Annotated in this window: 24 protein-coding genes; 13 read left to right on the top strand and 11 right to left on the bottom strand. The window is 66.6% G+C overall.

What is annotated here, in order from left to right; translation table 11 throughout:
• Positions 1–7: 7 nt before the first annotated feature.
• Both WG901_RS17505 and WG901_RS17500 read left to right on the top strand, forming a co-directional pair.
• Entirely contained in the window at positions 8–514 is a 507-nt protein-coding gene (locus WG901_RS17505) for a group III truncated hemoglobin (protein ID WP_339588372.1), read from the top strand.
• Positions 515–589: 75 nt separating this feature from the next.
• On the top strand, positions 590–880 hold the full coding sequence (locus tag WG901_RS17500; RefSeq protein ID WP_339588371.1) for a putative quinol monooxygenase: 291 nt from the start codon (positions 590–592) through the stop codon (positions 878–880).
• A 6-nt stretch (positions 881–886) separates the two neighbouring features.
• Here the strand turns inward: WG901_RS17500 and WG901_RS17495 are convergent, their stop codons facing one another.
• Positions 887–3,094, bottom strand: coding sequence for a putative bifunctional diguanylate cyclase/phosphodiesterase (locus WG901_RS17495; protein WP_339588370.1), 2,208 nt, complete (start codon positions 3,092–3,094; stop codon positions 887–889).
• A gap of 189 nt (positions 3,095–3,283) precedes the next feature.
• Between WG901_RS17495 and WG901_RS17490 the strand changes: the two genes are divergently transcribed.
• Positions 3,284–4,594: an FAD-dependent oxidoreductase gene (locus WG901_RS17490; RefSeq protein ID WP_339588369.1), complete on the top strand. Its 1,311-nt coding sequence runs from the start codon at positions 3,284–3,286 to the stop codon at positions 4,592–4,594.
• Positions 4,595–4,742: 148 nt separating this feature from the next.
• The gene (locus WG901_RS17485; protein ID WP_339588368.1) at positions 4,743–4,946 is read left to right on the top strand and encodes a hypothetical protein; all 204 of its coding nucleotides are present in this window, start codon (positions 4,743–4,745) and stop codon (positions 4,944–4,946) included.
• Between the two features lie 332 nt (positions 4,947–5,278).
• Here the strand turns inward: WG901_RS17485 and dnaN are convergent, their stop codons facing one another.
• The 4 genes from dnaN to WG901_RS17465 all read right to left on the bottom strand — a co-directional run bounded on the left by dnaN (position 5,279) and on the right by WG901_RS17465 (position 9,154).
• Positions 5,279–6,397 (bottom strand): DNA polymerase III subunit beta, encoded by a 1,119-nt coding sequence (gene dnaN, locus WG901_RS17480; RefSeq protein WP_339588367.1) that lies wholly within the window; start codon positions 6,395–6,397, stop codon positions 5,279–5,281.
• A gap of 151 nt (positions 6,398–6,548) precedes the next feature.
• The gene (gene fabG, locus WG901_RS17475) at positions 6,549–7,316 is read right to left on the bottom strand and encodes a 3-oxoacyl-[acyl-carrier-protein] reductase (RefSeq protein WP_339588366.1); all 768 of its coding nucleotides are present in this window, start codon (positions 7,314–7,316) and stop codon (positions 6,549–6,551) included.
• A gap of 14 nt (positions 7,317–7,330) precedes the next feature.
• A complete protein-coding gene (gene fabD, locus WG901_RS17470; RefSeq protein WP_339588365.1) occupies positions 7,331–8,266 on the bottom strand; it encodes an ACP S-malonyltransferase in 936 nt (311 codons plus the stop codon).
• Between the two features lie 60 nt (positions 8,267–8,326).
• A complete protein-coding gene (locus WG901_RS17465) occupies positions 8,327–9,154 on the bottom strand; it encodes an LD-carboxypeptidase (protein ID WP_339588364.1) in 828 nt (275 codons plus the stop codon).
• 257 nt (positions 9,155–9,411) lie between these two features.
• On the opposite strand from WG901_RS17465, the gene WG901_RS17460 reads away from it, so the two are divergent.
• Positions 9,412–10,833, top strand: coding sequence for a glutamate ligase domain-containing protein (locus WG901_RS17460; RefSeq protein ID WP_339588363.1), 1,422 nt, complete (start codon positions 9,412–9,414; stop codon positions 10,831–10,833).
• Here the strand turns inward: WG901_RS17460 and WG901_RS17455 are convergent.
• Complete coding sequence (locus tag WG901_RS17455; protein ID WP_339588362.1) at positions 10,825–11,469, bottom strand: hypothetical protein; 645 nt, start codon at positions 11,467–11,469, stop codon at positions 10,825–10,827. The genes WG901_RS17460 and WG901_RS17455 overlap by 9 nt on opposite strands.
• 83 nt (positions 11,470–11,552) lie before the next feature.
• Between WG901_RS17455 and WG901_RS17450 the strand changes: the two genes are divergently transcribed.
• Positions 11,553–12,641: an alpha/beta hydrolase fold domain-containing protein gene (locus WG901_RS17450; protein WP_339588361.1), complete on the top strand. Its 1,089-nt coding sequence runs from the start codon at positions 11,553–11,555 to the stop codon at positions 12,639–12,641.
• Positions 12,642–12,644: 3 nt separating this feature from the next.
• Here the strand turns inward: WG901_RS17450 and WG901_RS17445 are convergent, their stop codons facing one another.
• Together WG901_RS17445 and WG901_RS17440 are read right to left on the bottom strand one after the other, a co-directional pair.
• Positions 12,645–12,983: a hypothetical protein gene (locus tag WG901_RS17445; RefSeq protein WP_339588360.1), complete on the bottom strand. Its 339-nt coding sequence runs from the start codon at positions 12,981–12,983 to the stop codon at positions 12,645–12,647.
• Between the two features lie 27 nt (positions 12,984–13,010).
• Positions 13,011–13,964 (bottom strand): DUF808 domain-containing protein, encoded by a 954-nt coding sequence (locus WG901_RS17440; RefSeq protein ID WP_339588359.1) that lies wholly within the window; start codon positions 13,962–13,964, stop codon positions 13,011–13,013.
• Positions 13,965–14,138: 174 nt separating this feature from the next.
• On the opposite strand from WG901_RS17440, the gene WG901_RS17435 reads away from it, so the two are divergent.
• The 6 genes from WG901_RS17435 to WG901_RS17410 all read left to right on the top strand — a co-directional run bounded on the left by WG901_RS17435 (position 14,139) and on the right by WG901_RS17410 (position 18,439).
• Positions 14,139–14,864, top strand: a complete 726-nt coding sequence (locus WG901_RS17435; protein WP_339588358.1) for a Crp/Fnr family transcriptional regulator — start codon at positions 14,139–14,141, stop codon at positions 14,862–14,864.
• A gap of 279 nt (positions 14,865–15,143) precedes the next feature.
• Positions 15,144–15,506 carry a 30S ribosomal protein S6 gene (rpsF, locus tag WG901_RS17430; protein ID WP_339588357.1) on the top strand — a complete coding sequence of 121 codons (363 nt, stop codon included), beginning with the start codon at positions 15,144–15,146 and terminating at the stop codon, positions 15,504–15,506.
• Between the two features lie 3 nt (positions 15,507–15,509).
• On the top strand, positions 15,510–15,734 hold the full coding sequence (rpsR, locus tag WG901_RS17425) for a 30S ribosomal protein S18 (RefSeq protein WP_264445519.1): 225 nt from the start codon (positions 15,510–15,512) through the stop codon (positions 15,732–15,734).
• 13 nt (positions 15,735–15,747) lie between these two features.
• Positions 15,748–16,341: a 50S ribosomal protein L9 gene (gene rplI, locus WG901_RS17420; protein ID WP_339588356.1), complete on the top strand. Its 594-nt coding sequence runs from the start codon at positions 15,748–15,750 to the stop codon at positions 16,339–16,341.
• A 110-nt stretch (positions 16,342–16,451) separates the two neighbouring features.
• Positions 16,452–17,885 carry an AMP nucleosidase gene (locus WG901_RS17415; RefSeq protein ID WP_339588355.1) on the top strand — a complete coding sequence of 478 codons (1,434 nt, stop codon included), beginning with the start codon at positions 16,452–16,454 and terminating at the stop codon, positions 17,883–17,885.
• A gap of 77 nt (positions 17,886–17,962) precedes the next feature.
• Positions 17,963–18,439, top strand: coding sequence for a nuclear transport factor 2 family protein (locus WG901_RS17410; protein ID WP_339588354.1), 477 nt, complete (start codon positions 17,963–17,965; stop codon positions 18,437–18,439).
• Between the two features lie 81 nt (positions 18,440–18,520).
• Here the strand turns inward: WG901_RS17410 and WG901_RS17405 are convergent, their stop codons facing one another.
• The 3 genes from WG901_RS17405 to WG901_RS17395 all read right to left on the bottom strand — a co-directional run bounded on the left by WG901_RS17405 (position 18,521) and on the right by WG901_RS17395 (position 23,488).
• The gene (locus tag WG901_RS17405; RefSeq protein WP_339588353.1) at positions 18,521–19,270 is read right to left on the bottom strand and encodes an enoyl-CoA hydratase/isomerase family protein; all 750 of its coding nucleotides are present in this window, start codon (positions 19,268–19,270) and stop codon (positions 18,521–18,523) included.
• A gap of 19 nt (positions 19,271–19,289) precedes the next feature.
• Positions 19,290–22,832: a carboxylic acid reductase gene (car, locus tag WG901_RS17400; RefSeq protein ID WP_339588352.1), complete on the bottom strand. Its 3,543-nt coding sequence runs from the start codon at positions 22,830–22,832 to the stop codon at positions 19,290–19,292.
• Positions 22,833–23,152: 320 nt separating this feature from the next.
• Positions 23,153–23,488, bottom strand: coding sequence for a hypothetical protein (locus WG901_RS17395; protein ID WP_339588351.1), 336 nt, complete (start codon positions 23,486–23,488; stop codon positions 23,153–23,155).
• 228 nt (positions 23,489–23,716) lie between these two features.
• On the opposite strand from WG901_RS17395, the gene WG901_RS17390 reads away from it, so the two are divergent.
• Complete coding sequence (locus WG901_RS17390) at positions 23,717–25,279, top strand: acetolactate synthase large subunit (RefSeq protein WP_339588350.1); 1,563 nt, start codon at positions 23,717–23,719, stop codon at positions 25,277–25,279.
• Positions 25,280–25,311 lie beyond the last annotated feature (32 nt).

The following is a 25,311-nucleotide window of genomic DNA, read 5'->3' as shown; positions in this document are numbered from 1 at the left end:
CGGCGGCATGGCCCGCCATTCGCATCACGAGAACCCGAACCCGACACCCGCCGAAATCCAGGCCCACGCCGCTGCCGCGCGTGAGCGCAAGCGCGCCGAGGCCGAAGCGATCGGCATCGACGCCGACTATGTCTCGCGATTGGTCGACACGTTCTATGACCGCATCCGCGCCGACGACCTGCTCGGCCCGATCTTCGCCGAGCGGATCGCCGACTGGCCGCCCCACCTCGACCGGATGAAGAGCTTCTGGCGCTCGGTGCTGCACAACAGCGGCGAGTTCTCGGGCAATCCGATGGCCAAGCACCTCGCCATGCCCGAGCTCGAGACACACCACTTCGCGCGCTGGCTCGATCTGTTCTACGCGACCTTGCGCGATCTCGAGACGCATCCGGCGGCGACGCGGCTGGTCGGCACGCGCGCGCGGATGATCGCCGAGAGCCTGCTTACCGGCATCGCCATGCGCGCGCACGGCATGGGCGCGATGAAGGCGGGAGCGGACCTGCCGGAGGTCTGATCCTGGCGTTCGATCTTGCACTGGCCCGTGGCGCCGGGCATAAAGCGCTGAACACCTGTTCAGGAGAGGAAGTTCATGGATCTCGAAATCGCGACGCTACAGGCCAAGGACGGCGATGCGGCCGGCCTCATCAATGCCATGCGCAACGGCGGCGGCAGCGACGCACTCCTCTCCGCTCCCGGTTGCCGCTCGGTCAAGGTCCTGCCCGGCGTCGAGAATCCCGGCACCGTCGCCTTCCTCGTCGAATGGGATTCGGCCGAAGCCCACGCGGCCTCCAAGTCGAGCCCCGGCTTCGCCAAGTTCATCGAGATCGCCAGCCCCTGGTTCGGCGGCGGCGGATCGATGCAGCACTTCAGCCTGGATTGAGCCGGCTTACGAGGCTTCGCGCGCCAAGGTACGGCGCGCGGACTCGTTGACATTGGCGAAACGCGGCATCGTGAAGCTGCCCGAAGCAGTCTGCGGGCCGAGCGGGTATTGTCCGGGCGGCAGCGCGCTGAGCGGCATGCCCGCGGTCGCCAGCATGTAGGGCGAGATGCGGTTGCGCGTGACGAGGCCGCCGGCGCCGTCGTCGACCAGAGTCTGCTCGAATTCGAGACCTTGCATGGTCCCCCGTGAACGCCGCACGGTCGCCACCGCGAGCTGGCCTTCGCCGAAGTCGACGACGAACAGCGTGCCGACGGGCACTTCGAGCAGGCCTTCGATCATGCAGCCCGAATTCGACATGTTGCGCATCGTCGCTTCGTAGCGGTGATCCTCGTGGATCAGGCCGATCTTGCGGAACACGGTCTTGCGGTCCGAACGCGCGTTGCTCGGCCCTTCGGGCCTGATGATCCACTCGCCGCTGCCCATCGCCGCGAGCACGTCCTCACCCGGAATCGGCTTTGAATAGATGTAGCCCTGGATCTGGCCGACCTTGAGCTCGCGCATCAGGTCGAGTTCGTCGTGCGCCTCGATGCCTTCGGCGGTCGTGTCCATGTCGAGCGCTTCGGCCAGGCTGACGATCGCCTTGATGATCGCGACGTTGCGGCAACCGGGCTCGGTGACGCCGCGGATGAAGCTCTGGTCGATCTTGATCTTGTCGAACGGCGCCTTGCGCAGGTAGCCGAGCGACGAATAGCCGGTGCCGAAATCGTCGAGCGCCAGCCGCACCCCGATCGCCTTGAGCGCGGCGAACATGTCATCGGTCGCATCGCGGTCGTTGAGGAAGATCGATTCGGTCAGCTCGAGCTCGAGCAGCTCGGGCGCCAAGCCCGAATTGGCCAGCGCCTGGGTGACGAGCACCGGCAGGTTGACGTTGGCGAACTGCGCGGGCGAGACATTGACCGAGACCTTGACGTTGCCCGGCCACTGCGCGGCTTCCGCGCAGGCGCGACGCAAGGCCCATTCGCCGAGCTGGCCGATCTGGTTGCTTTCCTCGGCAACGGGAATGAACAGCGCCGGGCTGATCGGACCGAGCTCGGGATGCGTCCAGCGCATCACCGCCTCCATCGCCACGACGGCATTGGTCTTCGCGTCGACCAGCGGCTGATAGGCGAGGTGGATCTGGTTCTCGACCAGCGCGTCGCGCAGGTCTTCCTCGATCCGGCGGCGGGTCTCGGCTTCGTTGTGGAGGTCGGTCGAATAGAAGCGGAACTGGCCGCGCCCGCCGCCCTTGGCGGCATAGAGCGCAAGGTCGACGTTGCGGATCAGCTCTTCGCTGGTCACGCCGTCGTAAGGCGCGATGGCGATGCCCACCGACACGCCGATGACGCAGCGCGCGCCTTCGAGCGAATAGGGCTGCGAAACGATGTCGATGATCTTCTTGGCGATTTCGCCCAGCCGGCCGCGATCGTCCATGTCGGGCAGGATCACCTCGAACTCGTCGCCGCCGAGGCGGCCGAGCTCGCAGCCGTATTCCACGACGCGGCCGAGCCGCTCGCCGACCTGCTTGAGCAGCTCGTCGCCGGCCGGATGGCCCAGCGTGTCGTTGACCTGCTTGAAGCGGTCGAGATCGAGCATCATCACCGCGCAGGAGCGCTTGGCCTGCTTGAACGCGGCCAGCGTGTTCTCGAGCTGGTTCGACATGCGCAGGCGGTTCGACAGCCCGGTGAGCGAATCGTACATCGCCAGCTTCTCGGCATCGTGCTGGCTGCGGCGACGCTCGGTCACATCCGCGCCGTTGCCGCGAAAGCCGATGAAGTTGCCCGCCGCATCATGGTGTGGCCGACCCGAGATCGACCACCAGAGCTCATCGCCGTTCGATGCGGCAGGCGCCGAGAAATCGACGAATGTCTTGCGCTTGCCGAGCAGCACCGGGAGCGAGCGCTCGACGAGATCGGTCTTGCCGGTTTCGAGCCGGAACAGCCCGGAGAACGGCTGACCGATGAGTTCCTCGCTGCCCTTGCCGAGGCGCTGGGCGACGGAAGCGGAAATGTAGTCGATCTTGCCGCCCGCGTCGGTAGACCAGAACCAGCCAAGCCCCGACTGTTCGTAGTCGCGCAGGATTTGCAGGGCCTGCTGATCACTTCGGCCCGCACGACCATCGCCGGCGCCCGCGCCACTGCGCAGCCTGGACAGGCCGAGTTTTCCCAATGCAGCCAAGACAAATGATCCCGTATCAGCGAGCCCCCGTTCTACGGAGGCAATGGTTGAGGAACGGCTAACCGCGATTCGAATTCCCCACGGGACGTCGAGGCCCTCATCCACCCTTCCCTCGCGCAGATAAGTGCTGCAAGCTCAGGCCAACCGGCAGAAACCGGACCTGACGAACGGAAATTGGGAGATGGCTCGGTGCGGCACATTGCGATCATCGGCTCGGGGCCCGCGGGCTATTACACCGCAGAAGCGGCGCAGAAGCAGTGGGGCGACGAGGTTCGCGTCGACATCTTCGATTCGCTACCCGTACCCTTCGGCCTGATCCGCTTCGGCGTCGCACCCGACCACCAGTCGATCAAGGGCGTGTCGCGCCGCTACGAGACGACTTCGCTGTCGGACAACGTCCGTTTCGTCGGCAACGTCATGGTCGGCCGCGACGTGACGATTCCCGAGCTCCAGGATCTCTACGACGCGGTCGTGCTCGCCACCGGCGCGCCGCACGACAAGAAGACGGGCATCGCCGGCGAGGACCTACGCGGCGTCCACGGCAGCGCCGCCTTCGTCGGCTGGTACAACGGCCATCCGCAGTTCGCAGCGCTCGATCCCGACGTTTCGGGTCAGCATGCGGTGGTGATCGGCAATGGCAACGTCGCGCTCGACGTCGTGCGTATCCTCGCCAAGACCCGCGCCGAATTCCACGGCAGCGACATCGTCAACCACGCGCTCGACCAGCTCGACCATTCGCAGGTGCGCAAGATCACCGTGCTCGGCCGGCGCGGCCCGCACCAGATCGCGATGACCCCCAAGGAGCTCGGCGAGCTCGGCCATCTCGAGCGAGCCAACCCTCATGTCGATCCCGCCGACCTGCCACCAGTTGCCGACGATGCGGCGCTCGATCCCGGCCAGCGCAAGTCGGTGACGCTGCTGCGCGGCTTCACCGAAATCCCCGATGCGGACCGCGAGGGGAAGACGATCGACGTCGCGTTCGACTTCTTCGCCGCGCCAAGAGCCATCCTCGGGGCCGACGGCAAGGCCACCGGCGTCGAGATCGAGCGTACGAGGCTCGAGGGCGGGAAGGCGATCGGTACCGGCGAGATCTATACCGTGCCCGCCGAACTCGTGGTGATCTGCATCGGCTATCAGACATCGCCGATCCCCGACGTGCCTTTCGACGAGAAGAACGGCCGCTTCGCCAATGAGGAAGGCCGCATCCGTCCCGGCCTCTACTGCGTCGGCTGGGCACGCCGTGGGCCGACGGGCACGATCGGCACCAACCGCCCCGACGGCTTCGCAGTCATCGAGAAGATCGCAGAGGACGTCGGCGACGGTGGCAGGAAAGCCGGCGGGGAAGGCTTCGACCGGCTCGCGAGCGAACGCGCACTGGCCGTGGTGACCTTCGACGACTGGCACAAGATCGACGAAGCGGAGGAGGCACGGGCACGTGACGGCTCCCCGCGGGAGAAGTTCGTCGCGGTCCAGGACATGATCGACGCCGCCAAGTCCTGAGCGGATTGTCACGCGCATAGAGAAGGGCGGACTTTCGCCCGCCCTTTTCCATCAGCGACCTGAAATTTATTGGGTCGGCGCAGCAGCCGAGGGGCTGCTTGGTGCTGCCGGGTCGCTCGGCGGCGAGGCTGCCGGCGGAGCACCGGCCGTGCTGTCGCTGCCGCTCGAGCTGTCGGGTGCCGCTGCGTTCGGGCTGGCTGCGGAATCGCGGTTACGGCGGCTCTTGCGGTCCTTGTTCGCGCTGGTGTCGCTCGTGCTCGAAGCACTCGGATCAGCCGTGGTCGACTGCGCGCTGGGGTCGGCCGTGGTAGCGGCCGGATCGCTGGGACTTGCCGCCGAGCCCGCTGCCTGAGCAAATGCGGGCACTGCCGTAAGACTGAGGGCAGCAATCGAAGCGATCATGATCTTTCGCATTGGGGACTCTCCTTATGAAGCCCCTTCAAGCTAGAGATAAATCGAGGCGATGCAGCCATGCGCGGGTCGGCCCGCCCCTCCAAAAAGCTCCGCCCATCCCGTCTTTCTGCAGGATTAACAACTCGTTGCCTGAGGTTCAGGAAGCGTGCTCGCTTCGCCGTTGAGAGCGATCGGGCTGTCGCACGACGCAAAACGCCCCGCAAGACATCTTGCGGGGCGATGATCGAGTCGCGTGGAAAAATTCGATTCCGAGGCCCTGAAAAGGAGCGCTCAGACCCGCATTGGCATCAGAACATAGAGCGCGGGGCTCTTGTCGTTCTGACGGATCAGCGTCGGCGCGCCGGCATCGGCGAGATGCAGTTCGACCGTATCGCCGTCGATCTGCCCCAGGATATCCTTGAGATAGCCGGCGTTAAAGCCGATCTCGAAACCCGCCGCGGCGTAGTCGGCGGGCAGTTCCTCGGCAGCGGTGCCGTTGTCGGGCGACGTCACCGACAGGGTCACGCGGTCGTTGTCGAGCGCCATCTTGACCGCGCGGGTCTTCTCGGTGGCGATCGTCGCGACGCGATCGACGCCTTCGTAGAAACTCTTGGGATCGAGCCGCAGCAGCTTGTCGTTCCCGGTCGGGATGACGCGCGTGTAATCGGGGAAGGTGCCGTCGATCAGTTTGCTGGTCAGCACCACACCGTTCTCGCCGCCCAGGGTGAAGCGCACCTTCGAGGCCGACAGGTCGACCTGGACATTGGTGTCGAGCGCTTCCTCGAGCAGCTTGCGCAGTTCGGCCACGCACTTACGCGGCACGATCACGTCGGGCATGCCGTCGGCGCCGTCCGGCTTGGGCAGGGTGAAGCGCGCGAGGCGGTGGCCGTCGGTCGCCGCGGCCTTGAGCTCGTCGTCCGAGACGTGGATGAAGATGCCGTTGAGATAGTAGCGCGTCTCTTCGGTCGAGATCGCGAAGCGCGTGCGGTCGATCAGCTCGGCCAGGGTCTTGGCCGGCATCTCGAAAGTGGTGGGCAGTTCGCCCTCGACGATCACCGGGAAGTCGTCGCGCGGCAGGGTCGGCAGCGAGAAACGGCTGCGCCCGGCCTTGACCGTCATGCGGTTGTCCGCGGTCTCGAGGCTGACCTGGCTGCCGTCGGGCAGCTTGCGCGCGATGTCGAACAGCAGGTGCGCCGACACGGTGATCGCGCCCGGCGCATCGACCGAGACCGCACCCATCGTCTCGACCACCTGGAGGTCGAGGTCGGTCGCCATCAGTCGCAGCGTGCCGCCCGGTGCGGCCTCGATCAGCACGTTCGACAGGATCGGGATCGTGTTGCGGCGTTCGACCACCGACTGCACGTGGGACAGACAGCGCAGCAGTGTCGCGCGTTCGATAGTGGCCTTCATGACGGTCTCATGTCCCCCTTCGACCGGCGGCCGGAGTCGGCAGCCGACGATGAATTCGGACCATATTCCTTAGCGCCAGCCCCGAATGCGGCAAGCGCGAAGGCGACTGGATGGCGTGATTCTGGGGATAATTGCCGATTCTGCCAATCGTTTAGCTGAACATCGCCATGCCGCCGTTCACGTGCAGCGTCTGGCCGGTGATGTAACCGGCCTCGCGGCTCGCGAGATAGGCCACGGCGGCGCCGATCTCGTCGCCCTCGCCCATGCGGCCCATCGGGATGCGGCCGTTGAGCGCATCCTTCTGCGCGTCGGGAAGAACGTCGGTCATCGCCGTGCGGATGAAGCCCGGGGCGACGCAGTTCACGGTCACGCCGCGGCTGGCGATCTCCTGCGCGAGGCTCTTCGACATGGCGGTGAGACCGCCTTTGGCGGCCGCGTAGTTCATCTGGCCGGGATTGCCCGTCGCGCCGACCACCGAAGTGATCGTGATGATGCGGCCGAAGCGCGCCTTCATCATCGGCTTGGTCGCGGCGCGCATCAGGCGGAACGCGGCCTCGAGGTTGATGCGGATCACCGCGTCCCACTCCTCGTCCTTCATCCGCATGGCCAGATTGTCGCGCGTGATGCCCGCGTTGTTGACCAGGATGTCGATCTTGCCGAGCGAATCGAGCGCGGCCGGGATGAGCTTCTCGACATCCTCGGGGTTCGACAGGTCGCACGTGATGGCGACGTGATCGACTTCCTGCAGATGCTGCGGGGTATGCTCGTCGAGTTCGTCGCGGAAGGCGCGCAGCTTGGTCGCGTTCGACCCCGAAACGGCGAGCCGCGCTCCCTGCTTGGCGAGCGCGCGGGCAATCGCGGAACCGATGCCGCCGCTGGCGCCGGTGACGAGGGCGGTCATGCCGTGGAGGTCGAACATGCGGTTTTCCATCCTTAAAGGTCCTTAGCCAGCGCTTCGATGTCGGCCATAGTCACAACGCTCGTCACCGTCACGTCCTGCACCGTGCGCGAGATCATGGGCGAAAGGACCTTGCCGCCGAGTTCGACGAAGCGCTCGACGCCGGCGGCCTGCATGGCGATCGCGCTTTCGCGCCAGCGGACGCGGCCGGTGACCTGTTCGACCAGGAGCCGGCGCACCTCGGCGGGGTCGGTGACGATGGCGGCGGTGACGTTGGCGAAGAGCGGCAGGCGCAGCGTGCCCGGCGGGGTCTTGGCGAGCGCCTCGGCCATGGCGTCGGCGGCGGGCTGCATCAGCGGGCAGTGGAACGGGGCCGAGACGGGCAGCGCCATGCCGCGCTTGATGCCGTGTTCCTTGACCAGCGCGATGGCGCGCTCGATCGCGCCCTTGTGGCCCGAGAGCACGACCTGGCCCGGATCGTTGTCGTTGGCGACGGTGCAGACTTCGCCCTCTGCAGCGGCATCGGCGAGCGCCTGGGCCTTGTCGATGTCGGCGCCGAGCAGGGCCGCCATGGCGCCCACGCCGACGGGCACGGCCGCCTGCATCGCCTGGCCGCGCAGCTTGAGCAGTCGCGCCGTGTCGGCCAGGCTGAAGGCGCCCGCGGCGCAGAGCGCGGTATATTCGCCGAGGCTGTGGCCGGCGACGAAATCGGCCTTGGCGGCGAGGTCGAGGCCGCCCTCCTTTTCCAGCACGCGCAACACCGCGATGGCATTGGCCATGATCGCCGGCTGGGCGTTCTCGGTCAGCGTCAGTTGGTCCTCGGGGCCTTCGCGCATGATCGCGAACAGCTTCTGGCCGAGCGCGTCGTCGACCTCTTCGAAGACCTCGCGCGCGGCGGCGCTGGCTTCGGCGAGTTCGGCGCCCATGCCGACTTTCTGGCTGCCCTGACCGGGAAATACGAAGGCGCGCATGGCAGGCCTCTCCTAGAGTGTGACAGAACCGCGAAACACCGCGATTCGTGGCGCGGCGGACTATTGCCCTTGTTCGCGTCCCGCAAGCCCGAACGGTACAATCTTGTTATCAGCGTCATGGCCGATGTCGGCGTCGCCGAGATAGGCAATCGCATGACGGGCACACCAGTCGCGCGCGATCGCCTCGGCATCGCTGCCGAAAGGGCGGTCGTTCTCCGGCACGTCGCTGACCCGGCCGAGCCGAAGGCCGGCGATGCCGCCGAGGTGCGCGGTCAGGTGGAAGAACAGCCGGTCGATCGCATAGAGATGCTCGCTGACCTCCTCGACCAGAACCACGTGATTGGCGAGCCTGGGCATCAGCCGCGTGCCGCAGAGCATGGCCAGGGTGATCAGGTTGAAGGCCACCGTGGGGTGGCGATCGAGCGAGGGTTCGAGTCCCTCCCGCGCGCCGTTGAGATAGCCGAGCGCGCGACGCACCGCCGCCTCGCCGCCGACGCGGCGAATGTCGTTGGGCATCGGTGCGTGAACCGGCCGACCGATCTTCTCGCGATAGAGCGCGCCGAGCAGATAGCCGGCATCGGAATAGCCGAGGTATTGCTTGTCTTGCGCGGCGTGGTCGAGCTTGGCGACGGCCTCTTCGGCGATGCGGCAGGCGCCATAGCCGCCGCGGGCGAACCAGACCGCGTCGAAGGCCGGGTCGTTCGCGCACTCGAGAAAGGCGGCCAGCCGGACCTCGTCAGAGCCGGCGAAGTGGCCTTCGGATTCGAAGCACTGCGGGTGGAAGTGGAGCTCGACCGCGGGAAACTCGGCCTCGGCCAGCGCGGCAACGATCGCCGCATCGGCGCGGGTCATCGGGGTCGAGGGAGCGCATATGGCGACGCGGGGCATCGGGGGGGTGTAATCGGGTTGTCTCGCGAGGGGTAGGGTTGATTGGATCTACCGCGGAAGAAGGAAAGAGGGTTGGCGCGGAGGCGCGGAGAGAGAACGATAACGAGAAGCCGCCAGACACGCCGCAGGCCCTACGGATCGAAAACGGCTAGCCCGCTGGTTCCCAGGGCCGCTCCCATCTTTCCCACCCTCCGCGCCGCCGCGCCTCCGCGCAAAACCTCTTTTCTTGTCCGCCGCCCCCGCATACCCACGCGGACATGACAGACCTCACCTCGCACCCTTGGTTCTTCTGCGGCATCGGCGGCTCGGGCATGCTGCCGCTTGCGCTGATCCTGCGCGGCCAGGGCGCCGAGGTCGCGGGATCCGACCGCAGCCGCGACCAGGGGCGCACGCCCGAGAAGTTCGCCTGGCTCGAGAGCCTGGGCTTCACGCTGAATCCGCAGGACGGCAGCGGCATCGTCTCGGCCGGGCAAACGCTGGTCGCCTCGGCCGCGGTCGAGGACACCGTGCCCGAAGTCGTGCGCGCCCGAGCGCTCGGCTGCCCACGGATGAGCCGGGCCGAACTGCTCGCGACGCTGTTCAACGCCGCCGACACGGGAATCGCGATCGGTGGCACCAGCGGCAAGTCGACCGTCACCGGCATGGCCGGCTGGATCCTGACCGAGACGGGCCGCGACCCGACGATCATGAACGGCGCGGTGATGAAGAACTTCGTGCGCCCCGACGCGCCTTTCGCGAGCGCACGGGTCGGGCAGGGCCAAGTCTTCGTCTCCGAGGTCGATGAGAGCGACGGCTCGATCGCGCTCTATCGGCCCAAGGTCGCGGTGCTCGGCAATGTCAGCCTCGACCACAAGAGCCTCGAGGAATTGCGCGAACTGTTCGGCGATTTCCTCGCGCGCGCCGATGTCGCCGCGATCAATCTCGACGACGCCGAAACCGCCGCCCTCGCCCACCGCGCCAAGGCGCTCGTCACCTTCGGCATCGATAGCACCGACGCGCAGATCGGCGTCGAGCCGGGCAGCGTGGTCGAAGGCCCGACCAGCCTGACCGCAACCTTGCTCGACCGTCGCGACGGTTCGGCCCACGCGCTGGCGCTCAAGGTGCCCGGCCGCCACAACCTGTTCAACGCGCTCGCCGCGCTGGCCGCCGCCAACGCCGCGGGCGTGCCGGTGGCCCAGGCGGTCGCCGCGCTCGGCTCCTTCGTCGGCCTCGCGCGGCGCTTCGACATCGTCGGCACCTCGCCCGCGGGCGTGACCGTGATCGACGACTTCGGCCACAACCCCGACAAGGTCTCGGCCACCTTGAACACGCTCAAGGCGCATCCGGGCCGGATCATCGCCTTCTTCCAGCCGCACGGCTACGGCCCGCTGCGCCAGATGGGGCACGAACTCGCGGGCGTCTTCGCGCGCAAGCTAGGCCACGAGGACCTGACGATCCTCTGCGACCCGGTCTACTTCGGCGGCACGGTCGATCGCAGCGAGGGCAGCGAGCGCATCGTCCGGCTGATCCGCGAGGCCGGCGGGCCCAATGGTTCTCAGGCCGAATACGTGCCCGAACGCGAGGCCTGCGCGGATCGCATCGTCGCGATCGCCCGGCCCGGCGACCGGATCGTCGTGATGGGCGCGCGCGATGACACTTTGACGGTCTTCGCCAAGGACCTGCTCGCGCGGCTAGCCTAGCGCATTCGCCAGCGCGGGTCCTACCGGCGCCGCGAAGGCTGCCGCAGCCATGGCCAGCGCGTTTTCGATTGCCGCCGCATCGTTCGCCGGAGCGTCGTAAGGCGGGCGTCGGTTGAACACGCTGGTCAGGACCAGGATCGCGATCAGCCGCTGGCGCTCGTGGATCAGCGACATCGGCCAGTCCGGCCACAGCGCCTGGAAGAGCCCGATCACCTCGGAGCCCACGGGCATCGCCTCGACCAGCCCTGCCCCGAACCGTTCGACATGGGACGAACTCAGCATGGCCAGCACGAACCGCGCGAAGCGGCGCTCGCCGTCGGCACTGCGCAGATCGATCAGCGGCCGGTAGAGCACCTCGGTCAGCGCGCGAACGTCGCGCTCGCGGCCTTGCGCGCGCACCTGCGCCAGCATCTCGGCGCGGTGCCGTTCGAGCTCGGGCAGCCGCCTCGCGCGGATCGCCTGGATCAGGCCCGCATAGTCGCCGAAATGGTATTGCACCGCATAGTTGTTCTTCTGCCCGGCCGCGCGGCTGATCTCGCGCGCCGAGGCGCGATCGAGCCCCAGATCTCCGATCAGCCTTTCGGCGGTCTCGACCAGCCGCTCTGCCGCGGCCGCGCTGCGTTCATTCTTTGCCATCGCGGCCATTTTAAGTCATGTGACTTGACTCTGTAAACCACCGATGCGAGCCTCCGCGGCGAAGATAAAAACAGGAGGGGATCATGAAGACACGCCATGCGATTCTGGCGCTGACCTCAGCGCTCGCGCTGACCGGTGCGGCCGCCGCCGATGAGGCAAAGCCGCCGGTGGCGGCACGCCCTACCTTCGACGCGGACGGCACGGTCAATGTCCCTGCCTTCAAGCTGCCCCCCTCGCCTTTCCTCAGCCCCGAGGCCTTGGCGCTGCAGAAGATGCGCGCGCAGATGCCACCGCCGCCGATTGGGCCCGAGCTCGACATCACCAAGGCGCGCGCCGGGGTCGAGGCGATGATGGGCCGCGGGGTGAGCGCGATGCGCCAGCGCTATCCGGTCGACGTGGCCGACCAGACGATCGCCGGCGTGCCGACGCGCGTGGTCACCCCCAAGGACAAGCCGTTCGATCGTGAGCGCGTGCTGATCAACGTCCACGGAGGCGGCTTCACCATGTGTGCCGACGCCTGCGCCATGCTCGAATCGATCCCGATCTCGTCGCTCGGTGCCTGGAAGGTCGTGACGGTCAACTACCGCATGGCGCCCGAGGCCAGGCATCCTGCCGCGGTCGAAGACGTCGAGAAGGTCTATCGCGAACTGCTCAAGACCTACAAGCCACAGCACATCGGGCTCTATGGGTGCTCGGCCGGTGGCGCGCTGACGGCCCAGGCAGCCGCCTGGATGCCGCAGCACGGCCTGCCGCAGTTCGCCGCGGTCGGCATTTTCGGCGCGGGCGCGGTGCGCTTCGGCGCCGGCGATTCGGCCTATGTCACGGGCTATACCGACGGCTCTTTCCCCGCCCCGCCGTTACCGCCGGCGCAGCCGATGGACATCACCCGCGGCTATTTCGGCAGCGCGGACATGCGCGATCCCGTGATCTCGCCGGCGCTGCATCCCGACGTGCTCGCCAAGTTCCCGCCGACCTTGCTGATCACCGGCGGTCGGTCGATGGACATGACCCCGGCAATCTACACCAATAGCCAACTGCTCAAGGCCAAGGTGCGCTCGACCTTGATCGTCGGCGAGGGCATGGGCCACTGCTACATCTACCAGTCGAACCTGCCCGAAGCGCGCGATGCCTACGATGTCATCGTCCGGTTCTTCCAGGAGAACCTCAAGTAGGCGTCAGACGCCGTCCGTATAGCCGAGTTCGGCGAACCGCGCCTTGAAGTACCAGAAGGCCAGGCCGCTCACGCCCGCAGCGATCGCGAACAGAATCCAACCCGCCAGGGTCAGGTTCTGCTTCTCGACGTTGCGGTAGGGCACCGAGTTTCCGAAAAGCACAAAGAACAGACCGAATACCGCGGCGAAGGGCACGAGCACGAAGGCTTTGAGACTGTATTCGACCGTGGGCACGTGCGCTTGTGCCTGTTGCAGCGGCTGCCAGATCAGGAACCAGCCGAAGCCCGAGGCGATCGCGAGGCACAGCAGCCCACCTAGGCGATGAACGATGTTCGCACCCATCTCTCTCCCCTTCGTTGAGGCGCCCCGTCAGGCGCTGACCGACTTGAGCACGCCCAGTTTTTGCAACAGGTGGACGCCGACCGCGACGATCGAGCCGAGCACCAGACCGACCACGGCCGAGAGCCCGGCGTTGACCAGCCAGCCGAACAGACCGCCCAGCGCGCCCGTCGCCTGGGCCACGGCATGTTCGGCGCCGTGGATCACGTCCGAGGGACCGTGGAGACCGAGCACGTGCAGGCCGTGGACGACGATCTGCCCGCCGACCCAGAGCATCGCCACGGTGCCGACCGACGACAGCAGCGACATGACGTGCGGCATCGACCAGAGCAGGAAGCGGCCGACCTGCTGCGACAGGGCATCGCCACGCTTCGACAGGTGAAGGCCGATGTCGTCCATCTTCACGATGAAGGCGACAACGCCATAGACCGCAACGGTGATGACCACGCCGACCAGCGCGAGCACGATGGCGCGCTCGAAAAGCGGCGTCTCGGCGACTTCGCCCAGCGCGATCGCCATGATCTCGGCCGACAGGATCAGGTCGGTGCGGATCGCGCCGGCGGTGCGCTGGCGCTCGAATTCGGCGACGTCCTCGATCGGATCCTCGAGCGTCTCGCCATGCTTGGCGCCGCCGAACTTCTCCATCACCTTCTCGGCGCCTTCGAAGCTGAGGAACAGGCCGCCGAGCATCAGGATCGGGGTAATTGCAGATGGCAGGAATTCGCTGAGCAGCAGCGCCGCGGGCAGGAGGATCACCAGCTTGTTGAACAGCGATCCGCGCGCGATCTTCCAGATGATCGGCAGTTCGCGGTCTGGGGTGAAATTGGTCACGTAGGACGGAGTCACCGCGGCGTCGTCGATCACCACGCCCGCGGCCTTGGTGCCCGCCTTGGTCGCGGCGATGCCGACGTCGTCGAGCGACGCCGCCGCGGCCTTGGCGATAACCGAAACGTCGTCGAGCAGGGCGACAAGGCCAGAGGGCATGCGGATCGGGCTTTCGCTAAGGACGGGAAGCGCGGTGTGCCGGGCCGGGCCGACTTGCGCAAGTCCGAGCGCTAGAACGCCCAATGCGACGGTTGGTGCCCGGCCGTCCGCCTCACCGCTGGACGCCGTCGCCGCGACGACCTAAGCCTTCACGCGATCGCTTTGGGGGGCATGATGGTCAAACCGAACAGCCAATTGCAGGCGCTTTCGAAGCTTCTACCCGAAACGCTCGGCGCCGAGCTCGAGCCGCATGCGCGGCTGGTGACCCTTCGCTCCGGCCAGATCGTCATCGGCCACCAGGATCGCACGACCGACGTCTTCGTCGTGCTCGAGGGCACGCTGCGGGTGGAGCTCTATTCGCTCAACGGCCGCGAGATCAGCCTGGCCGACCTCGGTCCCGGCGAGCTGTTCGGCGAATTCGCCGCGATCGACGAGCAGCCACGCTCGGCCACGGTCACGGCCACCGGCGCCTGCGCGCTGGCCTGTATCTCGGCTGAAACCTTCCGCCGCGTGGCGCTCGGCACCCCGGTCCATGCCGACTGGCTGGCCCGCCGTCTGGTCGGCCGCATCCGCCTGCAGACCGAGCGCATCTTCGAACTCAACGCACTCGCCGTGCGCAGCCGTCTCCACTGCGAACTGCTACGCCTGAGCCTCGACGCCGGTGTCGCGAACAACGAAGCGATCGTGACCTCGGCCCCCACCCACGCCCAGCTAGCCGCGCGCATCGGCACCCACCGCGAGGCGGTGACGCGCGAGCTGCAATACCTGCAGAAGGCCGGCATCGCCGTGCAGCAGGGCCGCGAGTTGCGGATCAACGACGTGAACGAATTGGCCGAAATCGTCCGCGCGGCGGCGGGCGACGTCGGCGTGGCGCACCGCATGGCGCAGCCGAGCGAATAGCGGCATGCACAGTCCCCCTCACCGCTGCGACCAACCTCACTACGTTCGGTAAGTCTCGCGCCTCTCCCGCTGACGGGAGAAGGATAGCCTAGCTTGCTCGCGCGGCGGACTAGCGTAGCTTGGATGAGGGTGGCCGGCGCCAATCCGCTTGCTTTTCCCCCCAGACTCGCTAAGGGCCGCCGCTTCCCCGCGCATGCAGGGAAAACGAAGAAAGCCGGAGGGGCCCCGCAATCCCGCGGATCAGCCAGCGATCGGTTAGACAGATATAAGGAAGCCGCCGTGCCGCTATACGAGCACGTTTTCCTGGCACGCCAGGATCTGAGCCAGGCGCAGGTCGATGCGCTGGCCGCCACCGCTACCGAGATTATCGAGAACAACCAGGGCAAGGTCGTCAAGACCGAGACCTGGGGCCTCAAGAATCTCGCTTACAAGATCAAGCGTAACCGCAAGGCGCATTTCGTGCTCCTGAACATCGAGGCTCCGGCCGGCGTCATCGCCGAGCTCGAGCGCCAGACCCAGATCAACGAAGACGTGATCCGCTACATGTCGGTCCGTGTCGATGCTCTCGAGGAAGGCCCCTCGGTTCAGATGCGCAAGAGCGACCGCGAACGCAGCCGTCGCCGCGACCGCGAGGAGGGATAATCCATGGCACGTGCATTCTTCCGCCGCCGCAAGTCCTGCCCGTTCTCGGGCAAGAACGCACCCGCGATCGACTACAAGGACGTGCGCCTGCTCCAGGGCTTCATGTCCGAGCGTGGCAAGATCGTTCCGAGCCGCATCACCGCGGTGTCCGCCAAGAAGCAGCGCGAGCTGGGCCAGGCTATCAAGCGTGCGCGCCAGATCGGCCTTCTGCCGTATCTCGTGAAGTAAGGGAGGCAAGACCATGCAGATCATCCTCCTCGAACGCATCGAGAAGCTGGGCTCCATCGGCGACGTCGTGACCGTCAAGGACGGCTACGCGCGCAACTACCTGCTGCCGAACAAGAAGGCGCTCCGCTCCAACGCGGCGAACCTCAAGGTGTTCGAAGCCAACCGCGCCAAGATCGAGTCGGACAACGCCGCTCGTCGTGGCGAAGCCCAGAAGGCCGGCGAAAACGTCGAGGGCATGAGCATCGTGCTCATTCGCGCCTCGTCGAACTCGGGCCAGCTCTACGGTTCGGTTTCGGTCCGCGACATCGTCGAGGGCCTCAACGAACAGGGCGCCAACGTCTCCAAGGCGATGGTCATCCTCGAACGCCCGATCAAGACGATCGGCGTGGTCGACGTGCGCGTCCAGCTGCACCCCGAAGTCTCGGTCCAGGTCAAGGTCAACGTCGCGCGTTCGCCCGACGAAGCCGACCTCCAGGCCCAGGGCGTCGACGTCATGGCCGCCATGTTCGAACAGGACGTGGCCGGCTTCACCGAAGCCTTCAACCCGAACGCCGAACCCGGCGAAATCGCGGTCGAGGAATCGGACGAAGACACGACCGAAGCCTAAGCTTCGCGACGTTTCGTCAGCAAAAAAGGCCGTCGTCCTCCGGGACGGCGGCTTTTTTGTTGGCCCAAAACCATCTTTGCTTTGCCACAGTCGCGCGGTACTAGGGGGCGATGACATCACCCGCAGAGATCATCGCCGAACTTACCCAAATCTATGAAACCGCCGTCGAGACGCTGCGCGCCGACGTCGCCGCCTACGCCGGCCAGGGCACCCTGCCCCCGCCCGAGCGCCGCCGCGACAATGCCTGGTGCTATCCCGAGCTGCGCGTCCACTATGCCGGCCGCGAGCATCGCCCCGATGTGACGCGCGCCTTCGGCCGGCTCGGCCACGGCGGCACCTATGCCGCCACGGTCACCCGCCCGGCGCTGTTTGCCGACTATCTTACCGAACAGCTGAGCCTGCTTTCCACCGATTACGACATTCGCGTCGAGGTCGGCCGCTCGAACCAGGAAATCCCCTTCCCTTACGTGATCGACGCCAGTTCGGGCCTTGGCAGCGTCAGCCCCAACGAGCTCGCGCTTCACTTCCCCTCGACCGACCTCGCGCACATCGGCGACGAGCTGGCCGACGGGATCGAGGTCAACATGCCCGGCGCGCCGATCCCGCTGTCGCTGTTCGACGGGCTGCGCACCGATTTCAGCCTCGCCCGCCTCGCGCACTACACGGGCACCCCGGCCGAGCATTTCCAGCGCTACATCCTGTTTACCAACTACCACCGCTACGTCGATGAGTTCGTCGACTGGGCTGGCCAGCAGCTCGGTCAGGACGAGTTCACCGCGCTCTCGGGCGCCGGCGGGCTCTATCTCGACAGCGAAACCGAAAACGCGCGCGAGCGGATGAGCGACACCGCCTGGCGGCGCCACCAGATGCCCGCCTATCACCTGATCGCGCCGGGCCGCGAGGGCATCAGCCTGGTCAACATCGGCGTCGGTCCCTCGAACGCCAAGACGATCTGCGACCACCTGGCCGTGCTGCGCCCCGAGGCCTGGCTGATGATCGGCCACTGCGGCGGCCTACGCGACACCCAGCGCATCGGCGACTATGTGCTGGCCCACGCCTATCTGCGCGACGACCACGTGCTCGATCCGGTGCTGCCACCCGAAATCCCGCTACCTGCGATCGCCGAAGTCCAGGTCGCGCTGCAGAAGGCCGCCGAGATCGTCAGCGGCACCGGCGGCGCCGATCTCAAGAAGCGCATGCGCACGGGCACCGTCGTCACCACCGACGATCGCAACTGGGAGCTGCGCTACACCCATTCGGCCCATCGCTTCAGCCAGTCGCGCGCCGTCGCGATCGACATGGAGAGCGCGACGATAGCCGCCCAGGGCTATCGCTTCCGCGTGCCCTACGGCACGCTGCTCTGCGTCTCGGACAAGCCGCTGCACGGCGAGATCAAGCTGCCCGGCCAGGCCAACCGCTTCTACGAGGAAGCGATCGCCGCGCACCTCAAGATCGGCGTGATCGCCTGCGATCTGCTGCGCCAGGAAGGCGCGCGGCTGCACAGCCGCAAGCTGCGCGCGTTCAACGAGCCGCCGTTCCGCTAAGCCTTGCGCTCTTCCTGCGTCGTCCGTTAGCCTCGCCCAGCGCGACACCATGTCGCAGAAAAAACGGGAGAGAGCGAATGGACGACGTCGAAGAGATCAAGAAGCTGAAGGCGCGCTATTTCCGCTCGCTCGACAGCAAGGACTGGGACACCTACGCGGGCGTCTTTGCCGAGGACTGCTTGGTCGATCTGGGCCGTGCGGGTGGCGAGAAGTACCAGGGCCGCGCCGCGTTCCGCGCCTATGCCAGCGGCCTGACGATCGTCCAGAGCGTCCACCACGGCCACATGCCCGAGATCGATCTGACCGGCCCCGACAGCGCGACGGGCGTATGGGTGCTCGAGGACTACAACATCTGGGAAGACGGCCGACAGAACCACGGCTGGGGCCACTACCTGGAGACCTACGTCAAGCGCGACGGCCGCTGGTTCATCAAGACCATGGCCCTGTCCTACCTGCGCATCGAGACCGATTGCCCGCAACCGGCGCTGATCGCCGGCAAGGACGGCACCGGCCATCTGCGCGGGTTGACGCCGGCGGCGGACGCCTGGCGGTAGGAGGCCGGAAGGCGCGAGGGCCAACGGGTGCCCTCGCGCCTCGCCCGCGCCTCGCAGGGCGGGAACTCTGCGCGGAGAGTTCTAGCCGCCCTTCTGCGGTCGCCGCGCAGCGATCATGGCCTGGAATTCCGGGCCGTGGCCCGGACTGTGATGCAGTTCCCAGGCATTGCCCGCCGCCAGGTTCAGCCCGTCGGTATCGACGAGCAGCTTCTTGATTTCGCGGTTTGACCGCGCACTGTTCCGCGCGATGTCGGCACACAGCGCGTCGACATAACCATCGAGTTCCTCGTCAGGGACGGCGCTGTTGGCCAGCCCCATCGCCGCGGCCTCGACGCCCGAGTAGGTGCGCGAACTGAACATCATCTCTTTTGCCTTGGCCAGGCCGACGCGACGCGGCAGGCGCTGCGAAAGCCCCCAGATCGGCACGAGATCGAACTTAGCATGGGTATCGGCGAACTTGGTCGTTTCGGCAGCGACTATGATGTCGGCGGCGAGCACCAGTTCGAGGCCGCCGGTGTAGCAATGGCCGCGCACTTTCGCGACGACCGGGAACGGCAGGGTCGCCAGCCGCTCGACGAGGCCGTTCTCGAACCGCTCGGCTTCCGCCCCCGACTCTTCGCCGGAGGCAAGATCGTCGAGATCATGCCCGGCGCAGAAGCTCCGCCCGGCGCCCGAGAGGATCAGGCAGTTCACCGCCTCGTGGTCCAGCCCGTCGAGGTGGGCCGCGATCTCCTTAAAGACCGCAAGATTGAGCGCGTTGAGCTTGTCCGGGCGATTGAGCGTCAGCCGGCAGACCCGGTCCTCGACGGTGCAGGTAACGGTTTCGGTCATGATGTCTTGGACCCCAGGATTACTGCAACAGGCCGACATGCTTGAGGTCGGCGACGTACTTGTGGATCAGACCGGCTTCCAGATGCACCACGGGATAGCCGGCCGCCTCGGCATCGCCGGCGAAGCGCTGGCACGGCACGCCCTCGCCCATACCGGGATGCTGCGGATGACGATAGGGTTCGATGATCTGCAGCAGCGAGTGGGCCCGCTGATCCTCGGGCAGGCCGTTCAGCGCGGTCTCGAAGCGGCGGAACCAGTCGTCGTAGTCGGCGATCCGCTCTATCCTGCAGCCGGCCTCGACCATCCAGTCGACGAATTCGTCGAAGGCGACGAAATCGGGTTTCGGACTCGCCAGGTTGTAGCTGCGGAAGCCCTCGGGCAGCGCCGCGCTGATGCCGGTGATCGCATCGGCGAGGAAATCGACCGCAAAGCCTTCGTAGCGCGCCTTCGGCCGACCGTTCGACAGATCCTGGGCATAGAAGGTCGCCGGCGCGATGCCGGTCACCGCGAGGCTGAACAGCATGCGCGTGAACATGTCGGGCACGTTGAGCTGACCGGCATAGCGGCTGTGCGCCAGGATCATGCCCGGACGGAACACCCCGACCGGGATGCCGGCAAGGTCATGGGCTTCGCGCACCAGCACTTCGCTGGCCCACTTCGATACGTTGTAGCCATTGGCGTAACCGTCACCGAGTTCGGCCGACGGCGCGATCTTGCGGATGTCGCCATCCTCGTCGGCGGCACCGAACAGGATCACGCCCATGGTCGAGACATAGTCGAAGCGCTTGAGACGGGTGGTCAGCGCCAGCCGGATCAGCTCGGCCGTGCCCGCGACATTTGACGGGAACAGCTGGTTGTAAGGCAGCCTGTGGTTCACGTGGGCGCCGGGATGGACGATCAGGTCGACCTCGCCCGCCAGACGGTTCCAGGTCGCGTCGTCGAGACCCAGGCTTTCGAGCGCGAGATCTCCCGGCAGGACCTCAAGGTGATCCGAGGCCAGCTTGCGGAAATGCGCGATCAGCGCCGGATCGGTGTCAAGAACGTCTTCCACGCGCTGGCGCGCCTGCTCGGGCGTGGCGCCGCGCGACAGCAGGATCAGCTTGCCACCGGTTTTCGCCAGCCGTTCGAGCCAGGAGAGCGCCTGGAAGCGACCGAGCCAGCCCGTCGCGCCGGTCATCAGCACGGTCTTCACCACATCGGCCGGTTTCGGCAAATCGGGCACCCTGGCCAAGATTTCGGGATCAATGAACTTCGCCAGCTTGAGATCGCTGGCGTGGACGGTGGTGCTGTCCGCGGCATGGACCGTCGAGAAGCTCGGGCGTTTCTTGCCCGAACGCGCCGCGTCGATGTAGTCGGCCACCAGCCGCAGATCGCCGGCCGGATTGATGATCACGCCGACGGGCACCTCGAGGCCGAAGATCTCCTCGAGCAGCATCGAGAACGACAGCGCCGACAGCGAATCGCCGCCGAGATCGGTGAAGCGCGCCTGCGGCGAGATGTCGGTTTCGGCTACGCCCAGTGTTGCCTTCACCGCGCGCGCGACGGTCTCGATCACCGGGCGATCGGCACCGCCCAGCCGCAGCGCGCGCAGTTCGTCGACCTGCTCCTGCGCGATCTCGGCGAACCGCGCTTCGAGCTGCGCACCGAAGCGGTCCTTGAAATTGGGGCGGCTGAACTTGCCGATGCCCGTGAGCAACCCGTTCTCGGGGCTGAAGCCTTCGGGCTCGATCAGGAAATCGCGCGGGATCTCGTAGCTCGCGAGACCATGCTCTTCGGCGACCTGCTGCAGGCCGCGGCGGATCGCCGCCTTGACCCGATCGGTCGCCTCGCCGCCTTTCGCGAAGTCGGCGAGCAAGTCCTCGGCCGGCACGACGACCGCGAGCAGGAAGGCACGCTCGCTGGTGCCGTAGACGTAGATCTGCCGGATCGCGGGGCTCTGCGTGTAGAGCGCCTCGAGCCGCGCGATCGCGACGAATTCGCCCTGCGACAGCTTCTGCACGTTGTTCGTGCGATCGACGTAGGCGAGTTCGTCGGGGCCGATCAGCGCCATGACGTCGCCCGACTTGTAGAAGCCGTCCGCGGTGAACTTTTCGGCGGTAAGGTCCGGGCGCTTGTAGTAGCCCGCCATGAACTTCGGAATCTTCACCAGGAATTCGCCGCGCGGATAGGGCTTGTCGGTGGTGAAGTAGCCGAGCTCGGGCACGTCTTCGAGGCGATAGTCGATCACCGGCGGGCGCTGGATCTTGCCGTCGACGGTGACCGTCGCGGTCGCCATCTCGGTCGAGGAATAGCCGATCGCCATGTGGACGCCGAGCATCGACAGCATGAACTGGTGCACTTCGGGCGAGAGCACGGCCGAACCGCAGCCGACCGACAGCAGCCGGCCGCCGAGCAGATTCTCGCGAATGTCGAGCTTGACCGCCGCCTGCGCGTCCGCCTCGTCCGCACCGGCAGCGATGCGACGATCCACTTCACCAAGATAGTGCTGATAGAGCATCTCGCAGACGCGGGGCACGAGCGACGACATCGTCGGCCGTACCAGCGCCAGGTCATCGAACAGGGTCGATAGGTCGCTTTTCGGCGAACAGTAGCTGCACCCTCCGTTGGCCAGCGCGAGGTAGAGGTAGCCATAGCCGACCGCGTGACTCATCGGCATGAAGCTGAGCGTAACTCCGGGCTTTTCGGCGTGATACAGGAAGGTGTTGCGGACCGTCTCCTCGGTATACATCGCGCCTTTGGGCGTCCCCGTGGTGCCCGAGGTATAGAACAGCCAGACGAGCGGGTCCGGATCGTCGGACTCATGGGCGGGCAGCGGCGGCAGAGCCTGCCCGCGTGCGATGACGTCCTGCAGGATATCCACCACGATGGGGCAATCGGCGGCCGCCAGCCGGGCGCGCGCGGCTTCGTACTTCTCGCGCTGCGCGTCGTCGCGCGGCTCGTAGTCGAACACGATCAGCCGCGGCGGAACCGTGCCCGCGAGGACCGCGTCGACCGCTGCGTCGATCAGCTCGATGCTGGCCGCCAGAACGCGAGGCTCGGTCTCGGCGATGATGGCGACGTGCTGATCGGTCGGGGCATTGGCCTGGAGCGGCACGTTCACCACGCCCAGGTGAATGTTTGCGAGCTGCATGGTCGCATAGCCGGCGCTGGCGAAGCCGAGCACGGCGCCGAAGTCGCCGGCCTTGACCGGGTTCCTTGCGTCGTCGTGCCATTCGGCGGCGGTTGCCATGACGTCGGACCAGAGCTCGCCGAACGAGCGCGTCTCGAACCGGTTGAGCAGACGCTGGGTCATCCGTCCGCTGACGGGATCGGCCGCCAGTTCGCGCGCGCGATGACCAATAGCCGGGCGCCCCGCATAGCCTTCGAAAATCGCCTGTACGACCTGCGCCAGCCGCAATCCGGGCCGCCGCTTCGCCTCGACGACGGCGGGATCGGGCAAAGCGCCGACGAACTGGCGATCTTCGGCCAAGAGTGTTTCGAGCCGCGCCTTCGCCCAGTCCGTCTGCGCGCCGCCGGTGAAGATTGCAGTTTTCTGAGGCGCCTGAGCCGTCGCGGTCGTCATTTCACTCTCCCTGAGCAGCGGTTCTCGAGATCGTGTCCAGGGCTCCCGAATCTCTGGCTGCACGAAACAACCAACCAATTACTTGATTTTGACTAAGCGGCAAGCGGAGCCTGCCGCCGGCTCATTTGACCTGGGCGGAACGGGTTCACACGCCGCGTTCGGTGCCGTCTGCCGATGCGGCGTTTGACGACCTTGAACTTGACGCTTCGATGATCGTCGAAAACGGGTGCTCACCAGGCACTCGCGCGGCAATATTCCACGACGGGATCAACCTGGGCACGGTTCCCATCGGCGCATCGTGCGCCTGATGCCCGCTATGATCAGCGCTGCTTCTTGGCCTGAGGCGCGGTGAAATCGGGGTCCTTGTTGGCCACCCAGTCGACGAATTTGCGCACGGCGGGATTGAGCAGCAGGCCCTCGACGTCCATCCCGTGCCGCTGCAGCTCGGAATTGGTGAAGTTGGCGATCAGCGTCTGCTGGCAGATCGGGTGCATGGGCACGACGTCGCGGCCACCGCGGCTCTTCGGCACAGGATGATGCCAGACGATGGTCCCGCCCGTGGGCCGACCGCAGAGCCAGCAGGGCACGGGCGGCGGCGCCTCCTCTTCCGCTTCGCGGTTGAGGTCACCATAGGGATCACGATTTTTTCGGGCCATGCCGCCCCCTACAGCGGCACGGCCGCGCTTGCCAAGCCGATCGCCGGTGGATTTTCGGACGAGCCGCTTCGGCACTCTATCGGGACTGGCGGTTTGATACCGGATAAGAGAAGATAGCCGCGGGAGAGCTGAACATGGCCACGTCGAATTCAGCACCAAAGGGCGCCTCCGCTCTCGACAATCCGGTCGCGCTTTCGACATGGACCGCGGCCCGGCTGGGTGCTGATCATGAACGGCGCTGAAAGCCTCGTCGAGACCTTGACCGACCAGGGCGTCGAGGTCTGCTTCGCCAACCCCGGCACGTCGGAGATGCACTTCCTAGCTGCACTCGACAACCCGCGGATCAAGCCCGTGCTCTGCCTTTTCGAGGGCGTCTGCACAGGCGCGGCCGATGGCTGGTATCGGATGAAGGACAAGCCGACGGTGACCCTGCTGCACCTCGGCCCCGGCCTCGCCAACGGCCTTGCCAACATCCACAATGCCCGCCGCGCGAGCTCGGGCATGGTCAACGTCGTGGGCGAGCATTCGGCCGCGCATCTGCGCTACGACCCGCCGCTCAAGTCCGACATCGACGGGCTGGCGCGGCCGCTGAGCCACTGGGTCCGCCGCGCCGACAGCGCCGCGACAATCGCCTGGGACGCCGCCGCCGCCGTGGCGGCGGCTTCCGAGCACCCGGGCAAGATCGCCACCCTGATCCTGCCGGGCGACACCTCTTGGCAGGATGCCGGCGACAGACCGATCATCCCGCCCCCGGCCAAGCCGAGCCGCGGCGCGCCCGATGCCGCGCGCATCGCTCACGTCGCCAAGGTGCTGCGCGCGGGTGAGCCGGCGATGATCATCCTCGCCAACAAGGCGACGCGCGGGACCGCGCTGGCCCTGGCCGGCAAGGTCGCCGCGGCGACCGGAGCGAGACTCGGCTCGCAGTTCTTCACCGCACGGATCGAGCGCGGCGCCGGACGAACGCCGCTCGAACGCATTCCCTACTCGGTCGCGCCGGCGCTCGCCTTCCTCAAGGACATCAAGCACCTGATCACGGTCGAGACGAGCGAGCCCGTCGCCTTCTTCTCCTATCCCGATCAGCCGAGCCTGCTGAAGAACCCCGAGGCGCTGGTCCACCCGCTGGTCGAGGCGGATGAGGACAGCGCGCTCGCCTTTGAAATGCTGCTCGACGCGCTCGGCGCGGCAGGCACCGCCCCGCTCGTCCAGCAGCGGATCGAGACCACCGCACCGAGCGGCGCGCTCAACCCGCTGTCGATCGCCCACGCCCTGGCCTGCGCGATCCCCGAAAACGCGATCGTGGTCGACGAGTCCCTTACCACCGGACGCGAGACGATGGGTCACACGCTGGGCGCGCGGCCGCACGACATGATCAACAACATGGGCGGTTCGATCGGCTACAGCCCGCCCGTCGCCACGGGTGCGGCGCTGGCCTGCCCGGATCGACGGACCTTCTGCATGGTCGGCGACGGCAGCGCCATGTACACGATACAGGCACTGTGGACCCAGGCGCGCGAGGGCTTGCCGATCACCACGATCGTGTTCGCCAACAACAGCTATGCGATCCTCAAGGCCGAATATGCGAACATGGGCGCTGGGAAAAGCACCGGTTCGGGGCCCGGCCCACAAGCGCTGTCGATGATCGACATCGACAACCCGAGGATCGATTGGCAGGCGATGGCCAAGTCGATGGGCGTGCCGGCCGTCGCGGTCGAGACCGCCGAGGACTTCACCCAAGCCATGATCAACTCCACGCGCGAGAGCGGGCCGGTGCTGATCGAGGTCAAACTCTGAGCTTTCCGACAGTTACGGAAAGCTCGGCGGGA

The organism is Novosphingobium anseongense (genome assembly GCF_037482895.1).
Taxonomy (GTDB): Bacteria; Pseudomonadota; Alphaproteobacteria; order Sphingomonadales; family Sphingomonadaceae; genus Novosphingobium; species Novosphingobium anseongense.
Note: the sequence above shows the minus strand (reverse complement) of the source record. Positions and strands in the feature narration are given on the sequence as shown.